Here is a 16581-nt window from a genome sequence, read left to right on the forward strand (position 1 = left end):
CTAGTGGCCGAGGGCCTGCTGCGAGGCCTGCTCTTGCGTCTCGTAGTTGTTGGCGTCACGGATCAGTCCGTCACGCACGCCGTGGAGCATGTTGACAATGTTGTTGAACGCCTGGTTCATCTGACCCATCGTGTCGTACGACGTGGCCTGAGCCTGACCACTCCAGCCCGCACCGGCGATGTTCATCGACGACGCCCACATCTTGCGAGCCTCATCCGACACCGTCTGCGCGTGCATCTCAAAACGGCCCGCCATCGCACGCATCGCGTGCGGGTCGGTCATAAAACGTGTTGCCATGTTGCCTTTCTCCTTTTTTCGGGTGATGCATTCGATAGGTGGAAGTCTGGGCGCGGTGGTAGCCGCGCAGCGGATAGATTACGGCCTAGCGGTTAACTGCCGGCCTCGAGCGAGTGACATATGACCCCTGATTTCGGCGGTCACACGACAACCTGCTTGGGCATGACGATCGGCTTGAAGCCGTACCGCGGGCCCGAGCCGAACGCGCCGGCGCCCTTGGCTCCGGCCACCATGCCGGGCATGCCGGGCGCGCCCATGACCGAGGCTTCCTCGGTGGCCGCGGTCCAGCCCGAACCCTCGATCGGAGCGGTCGCTGCCGCCAACTCCGCCTGGGGGGCAGCGTTGGCCGCCCAGCTGGCCGGCACCGAGAGGCGGCTGACGGTCTGCGCCCCACCCATGCTCGCCGACGCCGCGCTGCCCAAGCCGCCCACCGGTGTCACCGAGCTGACCACGGAGCCCTCGATGATGCCGCCCGCACCGGCCGGCACCACGTCACTGACCGCGGCCGCCGGCACCGCGGCACCGGCCAGCACGTGGCCCAGCGATACCGCGGTCGGGATGGTGATCATGCTGAACCAGGCCGCGGTGTTGACCGCACCGTTGATGGCGTTCAGCACCGACGGAGTACCGAGGAAGCCGTCGATCGACTGCAGAATGTTGTTGCTCGCGACAGGGTTGGTGATCCCTAGCGAGTCGAGCAGCGAATTCACGTCGAGTGCTTGCAACGCCTGGGGCGCGAGGTTCGCCGCCTGGACCGGGGCGTCGGCGGCTTGAACGGCGGGGTCCACGGTTGAGGTCAGTGGTGTCACCGGCTGCAGCATCCCGGCGGCCGCGTCACTGGCCGCCTGATACGCGCTCATCGCGGTGGCGTCTTGAACCCACATCTCCGAGTACTCCATCTCCAATTCCGTCACCTGCGGGAGGGTGAAGGGGAGCCCGGCGAGTGCGGCGGTGAATTCCGCGCGGTTGGTGAAGACCAGCGCCGGGTTGACCACCCCAGCGTGAGCGGCCTCGAAGGCGGCCGCCGACGACGCGGCAGCCGAGCTCGCCTGCTCGAGTGCGGTCGCAGTGTCGGTCAAGTAGGTCAAGATCGGCTGGGCCGCGGCCGCGGCCGCGGCCGACCCACCACCCGTCCACGCCTCGGTGGTCAGCAACGAGATGATCGACTCCCACGAGGTCGCCGTGGTGCTCACCTCGGCGGCCAGGTTGGCGTACGCGGTCGCGGCAGCCATCAGCGGCGCCGAGCCCGGGCCGCTCCACACCAGCGTCGAGGTGATCTCCGGGGGTAGTGCTGCAAAGTCCATAACCATTTGGGTATCCGCTCCTGTTCGAAGAATTCGCTTGGTGGTTAACCGTGAAAGTTGTTAGACGGCGGTCAGTTTCGGCATGACGATCGGCTTGACGCCATAGCGCGGTGCGCCGAAGCCGCTGGAGGCGCGTCCCGCGCCGGTGACCATGCCGGGCATGCCGGCCATCGGCGCGTCGGTGCTGGCCTGCGGTGCCGCCCCGGTCCAGCCCACGGTGTGCAGCGGGGTGGCGGTGGTGCCGACCACCGGAGTGACCTGCCCGCCAACCCAACTCGGCGGGACCGCCAGGTTGCCGACCAAGGTGCCCTGGCCGATGCCGGCGACCACCGGCGTCACGGCACCGCCCATGCCCGCCGGCATCGGGGACGTCGAGGCGGCCAGGTCCGCGGCGCCCGCTGCCGCGGCCGCGTCGCCGATCGTGTCGCTACCGGCGGGAAGCAGACCACCACCGGCCATACCGACGAGGTTCGATGCGGCCGAAGCCCAGTTGCCCGCACCGATGTTGAGGATGTTGGCCCCGTTGCTGGACAGACCGAACATGCCGCCGAGCATCGCCGAGTTGGTGTAGTTGCCAGTGCCACCGAGGAGGTACTGCAGCCAGTCGAGGCCCGTGGTTCCGGGACCGGCTGCCTGAACCTGCGACACCGGATCCGACAGGAGGCTCATCTGCGACGGGTCGGCACTCTGCAGGACCGCCTGGGCCGCGTTGTTGGCCTCGGTGTCGCTGTAGCTGTTGGAGCTGGTGCCCAGGTTGGTCGTATATGTTTCCAGCTGGGTCTGAGCTTCCCCGGCGGTCGTCTGGTAGGTGGTGCCGAACGCGGAGAAAAGCGCTGCCTGCTGCAGCGACACCGCATCGGCGCCGGCCGGAGCGACAACCGTGGTCGCTGCCGCGGCGCCGGCATTCTGCGCCGCCAGATTGGCATTGATCGCTTCCAGCTGCCCCTGCGCGGCAAGCAACTCTTCAGTCACTGTTGTCAGGAATGACATCCATTGCTCCTCTAATGTTCGAACCATGCCGACCCAAAGAACTGGGTCAACCCTGAGTGGTGGTGTACAAGCCCCTGTGTACTGGCGTAAGGCTATTTCCCCCAGTCCCCAACTTCCCGATCGAAAGGGCGTGGGTGACGGGCGTTTACGGCGTCTTAACGCTGGTGCCGGCAGTTTTAACAAGGTCCTGTCGGCCGACATGGCGGTGTCATCTGTTACCGAGCGTTGCGTAGCTGGAAGTCACGCGGCGCGCGGATCTTACGCGAACCGTGACCGACGCGCACGTCCTGAATTCGGCCACATTCGGGGGGGACGCGGTGTCCCGCGATCGGGTCGCGCGCGCTAGATTCGCCGCCGGGGCCCCCATAGCCCAATTGGCAGAGGCAGCGGACTTAAAATCCGCCCAGTGTCGGTTCGAGTCCGACTGGGGGCACGTCAAAAGGGCTGCCCGTCAGGAGCAACCACCCATTACGAATGACATCGGTGAGCGCCGTGCGGCAAACACCGCGCGCTCGATCCCGAGGCCGGCTCTACATTTTGCTGCGGTTCTGCGGGCAGTAGGCCGCAACCGCCGCACCGACAATGCTGCCGGCGCCCATGTTGCTCAGTCCCAGCGCCTTCTTCACGTCGTCGACGGTCTGGGCCATCGTGTCCCCGGCGTCAAAGTCCTGACACACCGCGTGGCCGGCGTTGATCATCATCTGGTCCTGACCGCTCGGCCAGGAGAGCCCACGCTGCTGCAGCGTGCGCAGGTAGGTGTCATCCGCCCCGTCGGCGCTCGCGATCGGGGCAGCGGCGATGGCGACAAGGCCGGTCGCGACGGCGGCGATCGGGCCCGCCAACCATGCCGTGTTCTTCATATGTCGACCCCCTTGACGTGAACCGGGCAGGACCAGAATCCTAACTTCGTCTTGACATTATGTCTCGACAACGGATTTCGCGGCTTTGCGCGCCGGCCGCTGAGTGCGAGATATCGCCGCGCACAACTTATTTACGCGTCGTGTGGACCCGCGCCGATGGCCATTGACAGGAAGTCCAGCCGCCAGAGCTCCTGAAAAAGCTTGCGCGCGAAATGCTCCACCTCGCCGATGCTGCCACCACCGCGCTGAGCAACCACCGCGGCGATCGCCCGGATGCTGCGACGGCCGTCGACGAGTTGCGCGAAGGGCAGTTGAGCCGGGCCGAGGCGCAGCCGATAGCCGGGTCCCAGCAGGTCGGCTTCCGACAGCACGCATGCGGTACGCGACATCGGTACGTAGTCCAGAGCCGCATCCGCGGTGAAATCGATCGTGTATTGCTCTTGCGGTCGGTCCGGGCGGCAGGCCATGAAGAAATGTGTCGCGTTCGCCGTCTGCAGCCGCTCCATCACCGACCACAGTTCGGACTCGGGCAATTTCGCCAGTTGGTCCACGAATTTGCTTGCCGGAGTGAACATTTCGTGTGGGTAATACGGCGACTTGTGGAACCACCCCTGGAAGGTGAGCCCGGCCGCGGCGACCAGTTCGCGACACTCGTCGACGGTGTAGCTGCGCTGGCGACCGTGCAGGAACGTATCGACGAGCGCGCCGTCGGTCTGCAAATCGCGGGCCACCGCCAGATAACCCCGGACGGGATGGTCCGCGGGCAGCGTCGCGATGGCGTCCTTGACCGCCTGAACCGACGCGTCGTCCTGGGACAGGCCCATGTCGCGAAAGACCGACTCGAGCAGTTCGACCCCGATCCGTCCGTATTTGGCGTAGAGCATGATCCCCATCGCGCCGTCGCGTCGCAGGCAACCCGCCAGCGCCGCCATGCCGGTCAGCGGGTCGGCCAGGTGATGCAGAACGCCGGTGGACACGATCAGGTCGAAGTCGCGGCCCAGCGCCGACACCTCTTCGATCGGCAGCAGGTGCAATTCCAGGTTGTCCAGGCCGTGCTTGTCCTTCAGATACCGCTGATGATCCAGCGCCGATTGGCTGACGTCGATCGCCACGACCGTGGCCGCGCGGTTGGTAAAGGCGAAAACCGACGCCTGGTTAGCTCCGCACCCCGCGATCAGGATGTCGAGGTCGGGTCGGTAGTCGCGGTCCGGCCACAGCACCCGGTGCGCCCGCAGCGGGTCGAACCACTCCCAGTTGTTCTTCGAGTAGGCCTCGAGGTCGTCAATGGGAGGCGGATACTGCCACCGATCGTATTGCCGGGAGACCACGTCGTTGCGCGGATCGTCGTTCACTACAGACGCAATGTAATGGGTTTGCCCGGTCGCCGCAGGATGCCGATGGCACCGATGCGGCGGTGCTCGCCGGTGTAGGAGGGGCTAACTCATACACTGGCCCACCGTGGGCATGCTCTTCGGATTTGCGCCGTGGCTTATCTACTGGGTGCTGGTCGGCAACGTCCCGTTCAAGACCGCGGTGGTGGTCGCGCTGGTGATCGCGATCGCCGCGTTTGCGATCGGGCGCGCCCTCGGCAAGTCCAGCGGCACCCTGGAGATCGGGGCGGTAGCCACGTTCGCGGTGCTGACCGTTCTGACGTTCACGCTCAGCGAGGCGTTCATGCACCGATGGATTCAGCCGCTCAGCAGCGGCGGGATCTTCTTGGTGGCGCTGATCGGCCAGCTGGTCGGTAAGTCGTTCGTGCGCGAGTTCGCCGCCGCCGAGCAGCCCCCCGACGTGGTCAAGACCGAGCTGTTCGGCCGCATCACCGACGTTTTGTCCTGGATCTGGATCGCCGCGTTCGCCGGTATGACGGTGTCATCCGCGATTCCGCCGGTGCTCGAGCAGTTCGGGGGGCAAGCGGCCACGATCCTGGACACGAAGACCCCGCTGCTGTTCATCTGCTACTGGGTGATTCCGTATTCGTTGCTGGGGGCGGCGGCGCTCGCGTCACGGTATGTCCCGGAGCGGATGCTGGTCGGGGTCGACGACCTCGTCCGGGAAACCTCGTTCGTGGCGTATGACGAAGCGACGATCGATGAGCTGTATTACCTCGCCCAGGAACACGCGAATCGCGAGGTAGGCCCGGGCAAGGAGGCGTACAACGTGAAGGTCGGGGGGATGGGAACGCCGCTGACCGGCGACGAGTCGCGCAAGTCGTGGCCGTCGTCCTACAAGGTGCGCGATAAGAAGGGGTAGGGCGCGACGTCTGCTCGCGTGACATTCATCAGCGAGACAACTTCCACTTGTTAGGTCGACTGCATGGCATCCAAGAGGATCTGGCCCGTCGCTGCCGTCACCGTGCTCGTCATGGCGGCGGCCTGCTCGTCGGGCCATTCCGGGTCGGGCGCAAAGCCGGACTTGAGCACGCCCGCCGGTAAGGCACTGACCATCACCCCGGAGCAGATGCTGGCCGCGACGGAGGGGGATACGCCGGTCGCGTACGCCAAGCCCGAACACGGCACCATCACCTACGGGCCCAACGGCGCGATGATCTACACCCCGGACGCCGGGTTCACCGGCACCGACCAGCTCCACCTCACCTCCACGCCCAGCGTCAAGCTCTATGCCGAGAATCTGCCACCGCTGGCCACCATCGGCGGCGTCGCCGTGCAGGCCAATGCGCACGGTTCGGCAATCGCCCCGGTGCCGAGTAGCTCCAACGAGATCTACGGCCTGACCGACCGCGGCCCCAACGTGCCCGGGCGGACGCCGAACGAAATCGTCTTTCCCATACCCGATTTCCACCCGCAGATCGCCAAGCTCAAGCTCGCCGACGGTGTGGCGTCGGTCGAGAAGATCATCACGCTGTCGGGCAAGGACGGCGTGCCCCTGGTCGGGCTGCCCTACCCGCAGGCCACCGCCGCCGGCGAGTCGGTGGTCGACATCAATGGCGCTCCGTTGCCGCCCTCGGATCACGGTCTAGACGGCGAAGGCTTGGTCGCGTTGTCCGACGGCACGTTCTGGGTTTCCGACGAATACGGCCCGTTCATCGTCCATTTCGACGCCAATGGCAAAGAGCTGGAACGTCTTTCGCCGATGGACGGAACGCTGCCCAAGGAGCTGTCGCTGCGCAGCCCGAACCAGGGCCTGGAGGGCCTGACGCTGACCCCCGACGGCACGACGCTGGTCGGCATCATGCAGTCGGGCCTGCAGACGCCGGGACTGGTCGGTCCGGCGACGTCGGTCCCGATGACGCGCATCGTGACGGTCAAACTCGCCAACCACAGCGATGTGCACGAGTATCTCTACCCGCTGGCCAACCCGCAGCAGACCAAGGTCGCGGTCTCGGAAATCACCGCCGTCAGCAACACCACGTTCCTCGTCGACGAGCTCGACTCCGAGCCACAGCCCAACGGCAACAAGAAGATCTATCTGGCCGACATCTCCGGAGCCACCGATGTCGGCCCCCGGGAGACGGTGCCCGGTGCGACCTATCAGGCCGACCGCGGCGGGTTGCTGATCAACAACGTCCCGATCGAAACCTTTGTCGGGATCGGCGGGGTCGAGGCGGCCACCGACAAACTCGCCGCCGCCGGGATCTCGGTGGCCGGCAAGAAGCTCAAGCTCGATCTCACCGATCTGCTGCGCTCGTTGTCGGCCGCCGGAAACTTCTTCGGACACGCCAAGATCGAAGGCATCATCACCCCCGACGGCGGCAAGACGTTGATGATTGCCAACGACAGCGATTTCGGGTTGGACGGCGTGATTTCCACCAACCCGCCGTTTGCGCTCAAGCCCAAGATCCAGCCCAACGGCGCGCAGGACAGCGGCGAGATTCTGACCGTCGACATGAGGAAGCTGCCGCCCACGATGGAGGCGGAGACCGTGCCCATCAAGGTGGGCTGAGCTCCCCTCGCTGAAGTTCGGATACGTTGGTTTCCGGCGGGCGCACCACCCACCAGCACTCGGACGAGCCGCACGCGCTCCGCAATCGATGGCGGTCCAGCAAGGAGCATCTCGATGAACTCGGTCAGCCCGGATGCCATTCGCGCGGAGACGATCACGATCACCGGCCACGGTGGCGATGAGATCGAGGCCTATCGCGCTTGTCCAGTTTCCGAGCCGCTCGCCGAGGGATCGCGCGGCGGAATCGTGTGGATCCACCACATGCCCGGCTACGACCGGGAGACCAAGGAGTTCGTGCGGCGGCTCGCCGTCAGCGGCTATCACGCCGTCGCGCCCAACCTGTATTCGCGCGAGGCCCCGGGTGCCGCTCCCGACGACGCCGCCGCGACGGTGCGGGCCGCCGGCGGCGTGCCCGACGAGCGACTGGTCGGCGACGTCGCGGGCGCGGTCGAGCATCTGCGTTCCCTGCCCGGCGCCAACGGCAAGTTCGGCGTGATCGGGCATTGCTCGGGCGGGCGGCACGCGTTCCTGGCGGCATGCTCGCTGCCGTTCGACGCCGCGGTGGACTGTTACGGCGCATTCATCGTCGAGGACCTACCGGAGGGCATGCCCAAGGCCATGCAGCCGATCCTGCACCTGGCGCCGAAGCTGAGCTGCCCGCTGCTGGGGCTGTTCGGGGTCGACGACCGGTTCCCGGCGCCGCCCGCGGTGGCCACCCTGGACGCCGAGCTGACGAAATTCGACAAGCAGCACGAGTTTCACTCCTACGAAGGTGCGGGTCACTCGTTCTTCTCCGTCGACCGTCCGGCGTACCGGCCCGAGGCGGCCGTCGACGGCTGGCGCCGCATCGACGAGTTCTTCGCCACGCATCTGAAAGGTTAGGTCCGCCAAGCTATGTGCACATATCTGACCGAACACGTCGAGATCGACGGTAGTGGCAAGGGCGCGCAGGGATGGTTCGGCGCCACCCGCGCCACGGTGTACGTCGACCATCCCGTCCACGCCCCTTTCGGGCACACGGTCAACATCGACGTGATCAACCCGGAGCTGGGTCCGTCGGCGCGGGTCGCGCTGGAACTCACTGAGGAAAGTGCGCTGGCGCTGGCCGACGCCATCCGCAAAGCGATATCGAATGCCCCGGTCGGTCTCGCGTCCAGGGACCAGTAGGTGAGCCATGACGACCGAGCCTGACTACCCGCAGACCGCCGCCGCCCGGGGACGCATCGAGCCGGTGCCGCGGCGCATCCGGGGTTTCCTGGGTGACGAGCTGGTCTTCGACACGACCGCGGCCCGCTACGTGTGGGAAATCCCTTACTACCCGGCCTATTACGTGCCGCTGGCCGATGTGCGCGCCGAGTTCCTGCGCGACGAGAACCACGCGCAAAAGGTCCAGTTCGGGCCGTCGCGGCTGCACTCGGTGGTCGGCGCCGGCCAGACGCATCCGTCGGCGGCGCGGGTGTTCGACGCCGAGGCCGACAGCCCGGTCGCAGGCACGGTGCGCTTCGAATGGGATGCGTTGCGCTGGTTCGAAGAAGACGAACCCATCTACGTCCACCCGCGCAATCCGTACTCGCGGGTCGACGCGCTGCGCTCGCACCGCCACATCCGGGTCGAGCTGGACGGCGTCGTGCTGGCCGACACCCGATCGCCGGTATTGCTCTTCGAAACCGGTTTGCCGACAAGGTATTACATCGATCCCACCGACGTTGACTTCGCGCATCTGGAACCCAGCACGACGCAGACGCAGTGCCCGTACAAGGGGGTGACGTCGGGCTACTGGTCGGTGCGCATCGGCGACACCGTGCACCCGGACCTCGCCTGGACATATCACTTCCCGCTGCCGGCGGTCAGCCAGATCTCGGGGCTGGTGGCGTTCTACAACGAGAAGCTGGACATCGCCGTCGACGGCGTCAGCCTGGATAGGCCGAAGACGCACTTCAGCAAATTACTCGCGACATCCCGAGCCCGAGAAATGTGATGTTTGCCTCTTTTCGCCGGCGAACCTAATAATTTCTTACCCAGCAATTCGTAACACTCCGGCATGCGTATTTGCTGTGTAGCTCATACTTGCTTTTAAAAGCACTGCAGGTTGTTAGCCGTGGGGTGGTCGTGTATATACTCGGAAACTATCACCTGAGTGGAGCCTGAGGCTGGCCGGTGATTTAGCAGACAGTGCCGATTTTAAAGATTTTCGGCCGGAATTCGGCCGGTAAAATGTGTGCAGACCAGCGCATATTTCGCAGCGCTGAAATGCGGTTTTCCATCAGCCGCCGGTCCCGCAGCACGAGTCGCGGCCACCGGTGCACGCGGATGGCCGACCTCGATAGCGAAGGCGGTACGAACGTGAGTGAGATCAACGGCCGGGAGGCCGCCCGCGAGATCGTCGAGATGGACGCAACGCCGATGGCCCCGGTGGCCGTCGAGATTGCCCTCGGCAACGGCCCGATCAGCGGCATCGCAATCAGCCGCGACGGCAGCCGATTGGTGGCGACCCACTGCGCATCCGACAGGGTCTCGGTCATCGACACCGAGACTTTTCGGGTCGTCGAGATGATCGACGGCGTCGACGAACCGTTCGCCGTCGCGGTCGGTGGCTCGGGAACGGGCCGGGCGTACGTCAGCACGGTGACGACGGCCTACGACGCGATCCAGGTCATCGACGTGTCCACCAACGAAGTGGTCGCGACGCATCCGCTGGCGCTGAGCGTCAGCGACCTGGTGGTCGATGCTGCCGGGCGCCAGGTGTACGCCGCACGCAACGCGAACGGCGTCGCCAACCTGGCGGCCCTGGACACCGAGACCGGCAAGATCCGGTCGATCACGGTCGCGGATGCGGCCACCACGGAATGCGTGCGTGTCAGCGCCGACGGAGCACGGGCGTACGTGGGCGTCAACGGACCCGCCGGCGGCCGGCTTGTCGTGATCGGCACCAAAGCGCAGCCCGAGGCCGCGGCCCGCACCAGCTGGCGAGAGACGCGCAGCACCGGCGAACGGACCCGTTTGCAGGTGATCGGCACCGTCGAGATCGGTCTTCCCGTCCGCGACGTCGCGCTGAGCCCCAATGGATCCCTTGCCTACGTGGCGAGTTGTGCTCCCGAGGTGGGCGTCGTCGTCGACGTCGTCGACACGCGGACCAACAAGATCACCAACACGCGCAAGGTCGGCGAGATCGGCGGCATTCTCACCGGGATGACGCTGTCCGCCGACGGAGACCGCATCTACCTGGTCAGCGACGACAACGTGACCGTGCTGTGCACGCTGACCCACGACGTGATCGCGACACTCGGAGCGGGGATGCAACCGTCCTGTGCGGTGGAAAGCCCGGACGGCACGCGCCTCTACATCGCCGGCTATTGCGGCGCGGTGAGCGTCACGCCGATCGCGTCGGCCACGCCGATGGCCATCGAGAGCGCCGCGGCGGTGAGCGAGCTGTCGACGACCAGCTGGCTGGTGCCCGACGTGATGCCGCACGAACCCGTGCTCGCCTGAGTTTCTGGCGCGGTCCCGCCGCGCTGCAACACGCTTTGTCGGGGGAATGCGGTTTCCGATGGTCTACCGCGGCGATACCATTCGCCCCACCGACCATGAGGCGGTGCAGCGCCGAGACGGCAAGGCGGTAGATCGATGGACAGCACGATGCAGGACTTTCCGCTGACAATCACCGCGATCATGCGGCACGGCTGCGGTGTCCATGGTTCCCGGACGGTCACCACGGCCACGGGTGACGGCGGCTACCGGCACACCACCTACCGCGAACTGGGCCGCCAGGCCGCCCAACTGGCACACGGGTTGCGCGGTCTGGGCGTGACCGGAGACCAGCGCGTCGCGACATTCATGTGGAACAACGCCGAGCACCTCACCGCCTACCTCGCGGCCCCGTCGATGGGCGCCGTGCTGCACACCCTCAACATCCGGCTGTTCCCCGAGCAGATTTCCTACGTCGCCAACGAGGCCGAAGACCGGGTCGTGCTGGTGGACATGTCACTGGTCAAACTGCTCGCCCCGATACTGCCCGAGCTCGAGACCGTGCACACCGTGATCGCGGTCGGCGACGGCGACATCGCGGAGCTGCAGGAGTCGGGCAAGACGGTGTTGCGGTATGCGGAGTTGATCGAGGGCGAGCCGACCGAATTCGACTGGCCGGACATCGACGAGAAGTCGGCGGCCGCGATGTGTTACACCAGTGGCACCACCGGCAACCCCAAAGGTGTTGTGTACAGCCATCGTTCGAGCTTTCTGCACACGATGGGCGCGTGTAGCACCAACGGTATCGGGGTGGGGGCCTGCGACCGGGTGCTGCCCATCGTGCCGATGTTCCACGCCAACGCGTGGGGGCTGCCGTACGCGGCCCTGATGGCCGGGGCCGACGTGGTGCTTCCCGATCGTCATCTGCACGCCCCGTCGGTGATCGACATGATCGAGAAGCTGCGGCCCACTCTGGCCGGGGCGGTGCCGACCATCTGGAACGACGTGATGCATCACCTCGAGAAGGATCCCGACCACGACATCTCGTCGCTGCGGCTGGTGGCCTGTGGCGGCTCGGCCGTTCCGGTGTCGATGATGCGCACCTTCGAAGACAAGTACAACGTCCAGATCCGGCAGTTGTGGGGTATGACCGAAACGTCGCCGCTGGCCACGCTGGCCTGGCCGCCGGTCGGCACCCCGCAGGAAAGGCACTGGGCCATCCGCGCGACCCAGGGCCGACCGATCTGCGGCGTGGAAATGCGCATCGTTTCCGATGACGGCACGGTGCTGCCCAACGACGGCCAGGCCGTGGGCGAGGTGGAAGTCCGTGGCCCATGGATCACCGGCTCCTATTACCTCGGGCGTGACGAGTCCAAATTCGACTCCGGCTGGTTGCGCACCGGCGACGTCGGCCGCATCGACGAGGAAGGCTTCGTCACGCTCACCGACCGCGCCAAGGACGTAATCAAGTCCGGCGGGGAGTGGATCTCCTCGGTCGAGTTGGAGAACTGCCTGATCGGTCACCCGGACGTACACGAGGCCGCCGTCGTCGGAGTTCCCGACGAACGCTGGCAGGAACGCCCGCTGGCCGTCGTCGTCCGCAATCCGGGTGCGTCGGTCAGCGCCGCCGAATTGCGAACGTTCCTCTCGGACAAGGTCGTTCGTTGGTGGCTACCCGAGCGCTGGGCGTTTGCCGACGAAATCCCGCGCACCAGTGTGGGCAAATACGACAAGAAGGCCATCCGGGCCCGGCACGCCGACAGCGGATACCAGGTCATCGAGGCGCACGACTGAACTCCGACGCGACAGCTGAAAGAGGTTGATTCCATGGCACATTCGCGTGTCTTCTCCGAATCACTGGTCATACCGGTCCCGGTCGAGGAGGCTTTTCACCGCACGCTGCCGGTGCCACTCACGGAGATCTTCAGCCGCCGGCACGGACTCTTCCCGCCGATCATGCAGGTGCGCGACCAGACCGGTGCGTGGGATGCCGCGGGCCAGACCCGCACCGTGGTGATGGCCGGCGGGGGCAGCACGCGCGAGGAGCTCACCAGCGTCGACCCGCCGCGATCGTTCGGCTACCGGCTCGGCGACGCCACTGGCCCGATGGCCCTGCTGGTCGACCATGTGTTGGGCGAGTGGACCTTCGCCCCGACCGCCGGCGGCACCGAAGTCACCTGGCGCTGGGACATTCACCCCCGCTCGGCGCTGAGCGCGTTGGCGCTCCCGGTGTTCGGCACGATGTGGAAGGGCTACGCGTGCCAAGCCCTGCGCGACCTGTCGGGGATGCTGACGCGCTGACGCCGCAACCGTATTGGGTACCGTCGAGCCATGTGTCGACTCTTTGGCCTGCACGCCGGAACGCACGCTTGCGCCGCAACCTTCTGGCTGCTCGACGCGCCGGACAGTCTGTCCGAGCAGAGCAGGCGGAACCCGGATGGTTCCGGCCTGGGTGTCTTCGAAACCAACGGCGAACCGCGGTTGTACAAGGAGCCGATAGCGGCGTGGCAGGACCGCGACTTCGCCACCGAAGCGCACCGGTTGACCGGTACGACGTTCATCGCCCACGTGCGCTACGCGACGACCGGATCGCTCGATGTCCGCAACACCCACCCGTTTTTGCAGGACGGGCGGATCTTCGCGCACAACGGCGTGCTCGAGGGCCTGGAGATTCTCGACGAGCGGCTGCGCGAGGTCGGCGCGCAAGACTTGGTGCTGGGGCAAACCGACTCGGAGCGGGTGTTCGCGTTGATCACCGCATCGATCCGCGCGGCGGGCGGCGACGTCGTCGCCGGCATCACCGAGGCGATGACCTGGCTTGCGGACAACGTGCCGATCTATGCGGTCAACGTGCTGCTGTGCACCGCCAACGATATGTGGGCGATGCGCTATCCGGCGACTCACCAGCTCTGTCTGCTGGACCGGCGTGACGAGCTCGCCGCTACCCCCGACGCGAAGTTCGACTTGCGTACCATACGAATTCACGCGCAGTCCGACCTGCTGTGCACGCGGCCGTCGGTGGTGCTGGCCACCGAACCGATGGACAACGACCCGCGCTGGCGTCTGCTGCACCCCGGAGAGCTGCTGCACATCGACGGCTCCCTGCAGATTCACCGAACGATGATCCTGCCGGACCCACCAAAGCACCTGCTGCGCCGGGAGGATCTGAGCGTGCCGGTCGGAGATGCGCAGCACGCGCTGCCCAACACCAGGAAATTGTGACATGACGACCAGACGCGCGCTGGTGTTGGCCGGCGGAGGAATAGCCGGAATCGCCTGGGAGACAGGCATTTTGCAGGGGATTGCCGACGAATCACCGGCCGCGGCGCGGCTGCTGCTGGACTCGGATGTGCTGGTGGGAACGTCGGCGGGCTCGGCGGTCGCCGCCCAGATCGGCAGCGGCGACCCGCTGCAGACGCTGTACGAACGGCAAGTCGCCGAGACGTCAAGCGAAATCGATTCCGGCGTCGACGTCCAGACCATCACCGAGCTTTTCCTGGCCGCCCTTGGTGAGCCGTACGACGACTCGCTGGGCAGGACGCGTCAGCAGATGCAGCGGATCGGGGCGGTGGCCTTGAGCACCAAGACCGTCCCCGAGTCGGTGCGCCGCCAGGTGATTGCGCAACGGCTGCCGTCGCACGACTGGCCGAACCGCGCCCTGCGCATCACCGCGATCGATACCGCTACCGGTGAATTGGCGGTCTTCGACGCCGAATCGCAGGTGGAGCTCGTCGATGCGGTCGCGGCCAGTTGCGCGGTACCGGGGGCGTGGCCGCCGGTGACAGTCGCCGGCCGGCGATACATGGACGGCGGGGTCGCCGGCTCGGTGAACCTCGACGTCGCCCACGACTGCGACACGGCCGTGGTGTTGGTGCCCGCCGCAGCCGATGCGCCATCGCCGTTCGGCGGCGGACCGGCTGCCGAGATCGCGGCGTTCGGCGGCAACGCATTCGGCGTATTCGCTGATGCCGACTCGTTGAAAGCGTTCGGGCCCAACGTCTTAGACCCGCGTTGTCGCGTCAGCTCGGCGGTGGCGGGACGCGAACAAGGCCGCCGCGAAGCCCAAGCCGTCGCCGAATTCCTCGGTGTCTGAACGGGTCTCGAAAGGATCAGTCCTCGATAGGATCCTCAGACACGCGTTCGAGTGAATCCAGCGCCTGGTCGGCCAGCAGCCGCCCGACGTCGATCACTTCGGCGGCCCGGTGAAAATCCAGGCTGCGGCACGTCGAACGCGGCACCTCGATCAACAGATCGGGCGGATAGGCCGACAGCATGTGCCGGGTGAGCGCGGATTGGGCGATGTCGAACGCCCGGTACATCACCTCGAAGCTGCCCAGCTTCGGTACCCCGGGCGCTTCCACGATTTGGTCGGCGTCGTCCTCGCCCGAGTCCTCCGTCCAGGTGTCCGCACCGAACCGGCTCAACACCGCTCGCGCGGTGGGACGGTCGAGCAGCGAGCGCACCGCCGAGGTATCGAGCAGCGCAGTCGTGCTGCGCACCATGCGATTCAGCAACTCGACGGTGGCGCCGGGCTCGGGTTCTCGTTTCGCGATCGCCTCGCTGCCGCTGACACTCACGGCGATCGTCAGGTCGGCATTGACCACCGCGAGCGGGGCCATCGGCAGCGGATCCAGGATGCCGCCGTCGGCGAGCAGTCGGCCGCCGACGTCGTGGGGAGGGATCACGCCCGGAATCGCGATGGATGCCCGGATCGCCTCGTCGAGCGGACCGTGCTGGAACCACACCGACTTGCCGGCCAGCAGATCGGTCGCCACCGCCGTGTAGGGGATCGGTAGTTCCTCGATCCGGACGGGGCCCAGGATGTCGCGCACCGCCTCCAGGATCTTCTCTGCCCGCAGCACTCCCGCCGCGCTGATCGACGGGTCGAGCAGTCGCAGGATGGTGCGTTGCGTCAGCGACTTCGCCCAGTCGGCGAAGTCGTCGAGCCGCCCGGCGGCCTGCAGGCCGCCGATCATCGCACCCATCGACGAGCCGGTGATCCCCACGATCTCGAAGCCGCGGTCCTGCAGCGCCTCGATCACCCCGATGTGGGCATAACCCCGGGCACCACCGCTGCCGAGTGCCACAGCGACCCGGGTACGTGAGGATCGACGCGCAACGGCTTCGCCAGACACCCCTACATTTTGCGTGCCGGAACCGACCCTCGCCGGGTCGGGGCGGCACTTTTTTCATCCGTGATCGCAATTGCGCAGGAGTTCGAACCGCGGTCCCGGGACGCTAGCCGCATTCGTCGTTGGCGGCCGCCCGCGCGGCGGTGATCACGGCAGCCTGCCGGGCCGGCGTCAAGTCCACCCATCTCGTGTTCCAGCTGCCCGCGGTGGCTGCCGGGGCGGTCTGCAGCATCGCCAGATAGGGCTCGAACTGGGATTCCCCGGTCTTGGGCCGCGCGTCCATCCACACTTTTGCGGCATGACAGGCCTGGTAGTACTCCTCTTCGGTCGACTCCGCAGGGACATCGACCTTGGTCGTCACCCCGGCGGGGGACAGGCCGACCGGCCCCGGCGGCGCCGAAGCCGGGCCCGGCGGGCCGGCCGATGACGGCGGAGCCGACGAGGTGACCCGGCCCGCGGGGGCACCGCCCGACGAGCACCCGGCAACAGAAAGCGCGGCGACCAAACCGGCCGCCACGACGAGTGCGCCCCATCGCCGGGGGCGGTGACTGCACGACAACACAGCCTCAATCTATGCAACACTGGCGGCCGTGATGGAGCGCTTCGGATTTTGCGAGTGTTGTCGGCCTT

At 66.5% G+C, this 16581-nt stretch carries 17 protein-coding genes and 1 tRNA gene; 11 read left to right on the forward strand and 7 right to left on the reverse strand.

The genetic code is table 11. The features are described from left to right. From ACAG21_RS25275 to ACAG21_RS25285, 3 genes are all read right to left on the reverse strand, one after another. Positions 1-297 (reverse strand): WXG100 family type VII secretion target, encoded by a 297-nt coding sequence (locus ACAG21_RS25275; RefSeq protein WP_090602180.1) that lies wholly within the window; start codon positions 295-297, stop codon positions 1-3. A 140-nt stretch (positions 298-437) separates the two neighbouring features. Further along, positions 438-1601: a PPE family protein gene (locus ACAG21_RS25280; RefSeq protein WP_370499005.1), complete on the reverse strand. Its 1164-nt coding sequence runs from the start codon at positions 1599-1601 to the stop codon at positions 438-440. Between the two features lie 60 nt (positions 1602-1661). Further along, the gene (locus ACAG21_RS25285; protein WP_370499006.1) at positions 1662-2591 is read right to left on the reverse strand and encodes a PE family protein; all 930 of its coding nucleotides are present in this window, start codon (positions 2589-2591) and stop codon (positions 1662-1664) included. Between the two features lie 359 nt (positions 2592-2950). Here ACAG21_RS25285 and ACAG21_RS25290 point away from each other — a divergent pair. Further along, positions 2951-3024 (forward strand) — tRNA-Leu (locus ACAG21_RS25290). A 97-nt stretch (positions 3025-3121) separates the two neighbouring features. On the opposite strand, the gene ACAG21_RS25295 is transcribed toward ACAG21_RS25290, so the two are convergent. Next, positions 3122-3451 carry a DUF732 domain-containing protein gene (locus tag ACAG21_RS25295; protein ID WP_370499007.1) on the reverse strand — a complete coding sequence of 110 codons (330 nt, stop codon included), beginning with the start codon at positions 3449-3451 and terminating at the stop codon, positions 3122-3124. Between the two features lie 131 nt (positions 3452-3582). Further along, entirely contained in the window at positions 3583-4803 is a 1221-nt protein-coding gene (locus ACAG21_RS25300; protein WP_370499008.1) for a class I SAM-dependent methyltransferase, read from the reverse strand. 106 nt (positions 4804-4909) lie between these two features. Here ACAG21_RS25300 and ACAG21_RS25305 point away from each other — a divergent pair, with 106 nt between their 5' ends. The 10 genes from ACAG21_RS25305 (at position 4910) to ACAG21_RS25350 (ending at position 14912) form a co-directional block, all read left to right on the forward strand. Continuing rightward, positions 4910-5704 (forward strand): hypothetical protein, encoded by a 795-nt coding sequence (locus ACAG21_RS25305; RefSeq protein WP_370499009.1) that lies wholly within the window; start codon positions 4910-4912, stop codon positions 5702-5704. A 63-nt stretch (positions 5705-5767) separates the two neighbouring features. Next, complete coding sequence (locus ACAG21_RS25310) at positions 5768-7354, forward strand: esterase-like activity of phytase family protein (protein WP_370499010.1); 1587 nt, start codon at positions 5768-5770, stop codon at positions 7352-7354. 114 nt (positions 7355-7468) lie between these two features. Then, the gene (locus tag ACAG21_RS25315; RefSeq protein ID WP_370499011.1) at positions 7469-8236 is read left to right on the forward strand and encodes a dienelactone hydrolase family protein; all 768 of its coding nucleotides are present in this window, start codon (positions 7469-7471) and stop codon (positions 8234-8236) included. A 12-nt stretch (positions 8237-8248) separates the two neighbouring features. Then, entirely contained in the window at positions 8249-8521 is a 273-nt protein-coding gene (locus tag ACAG21_RS25320) for a DUF6295 family protein (protein WP_370499012.1), read from the forward strand. 7 nt (positions 8522-8528) lie between these two features. Further along, the gene (locus ACAG21_RS25325) at positions 8529-9332 is read left to right on the forward strand and encodes a DUF427 domain-containing protein (protein ID WP_370499013.1); all 804 of its coding nucleotides are present in this window, start codon (positions 8529-8531) and stop codon (positions 9330-9332) included. 365 nt (positions 9333-9697) lie between these two features. Beyond that, on the forward strand, positions 9698-10843 hold the full coding sequence (locus ACAG21_RS25330) for a YncE family protein (protein WP_370499014.1): 1146 nt from the start codon (positions 9698-9700) through the stop codon (positions 10841-10843). Positions 10844-10978: 135 nt separating this feature from the next. Continuing rightward, positions 10979-12613: a long-chain fatty acid--CoA ligase gene (locus ACAG21_RS25335; RefSeq protein ID WP_370499015.1), complete on the forward strand. Its 1635-nt coding sequence runs from the start codon at positions 10979-10981 to the stop codon at positions 12611-12613. Positions 12614-12646: 33 nt separating this feature from the next. Beyond that, the gene (locus ACAG21_RS25340) at positions 12647-13120 is read left to right on the forward strand and encodes an SRPBCC family protein (protein ID WP_370499016.1); all 474 of its coding nucleotides are present in this window, start codon (positions 12647-12649) and stop codon (positions 13118-13120) included. Positions 13121-13150: 30 nt separating this feature from the next. After that, complete coding sequence (locus ACAG21_RS25345) at positions 13151-14041, forward strand: class II glutamine amidotransferase (RefSeq protein WP_370499017.1); 891 nt, start codon at positions 13151-13153, stop codon at positions 14039-14041. A 1-nt stretch (position 14042) separates the two neighbouring features. After that, complete coding sequence (locus tag ACAG21_RS25350; RefSeq protein WP_370499018.1) at positions 14043-14912, forward strand: patatin-like phospholipase family protein; 870 nt, start codon at positions 14043-14045, stop codon at positions 14910-14912. A 16-nt stretch (positions 14913-14928) separates the two neighbouring features. On the opposite strand, the gene ACAG21_RS25355 is transcribed toward ACAG21_RS25350, so the two are convergent. After that, positions 14929-15954: a patatin-like phospholipase family protein gene (locus tag ACAG21_RS25355; protein WP_370499019.1), complete on the reverse strand. Its 1026-nt coding sequence runs from the start codon at positions 15952-15954 to the stop codon at positions 14929-14931. Positions 15955-16057: 103 nt separating this feature from the next. After that, positions 16058-16510, reverse strand: a complete 453-nt coding sequence (locus tag ACAG21_RS25360) for a lipoprotein LpqV (protein ID WP_370499117.1) — start codon at positions 16508-16510, stop codon at positions 16058-16060. Positions 16511-16581 lie beyond the last annotated feature (71 nt).

The organism is Mycobacterium sp. pR1184, assembly GCF_041287235.1.
Lineage (GTDB): Bacteria > Actinomycetota > Actinomycetes > Mycobacteriales > Mycobacteriaceae > Mycobacterium.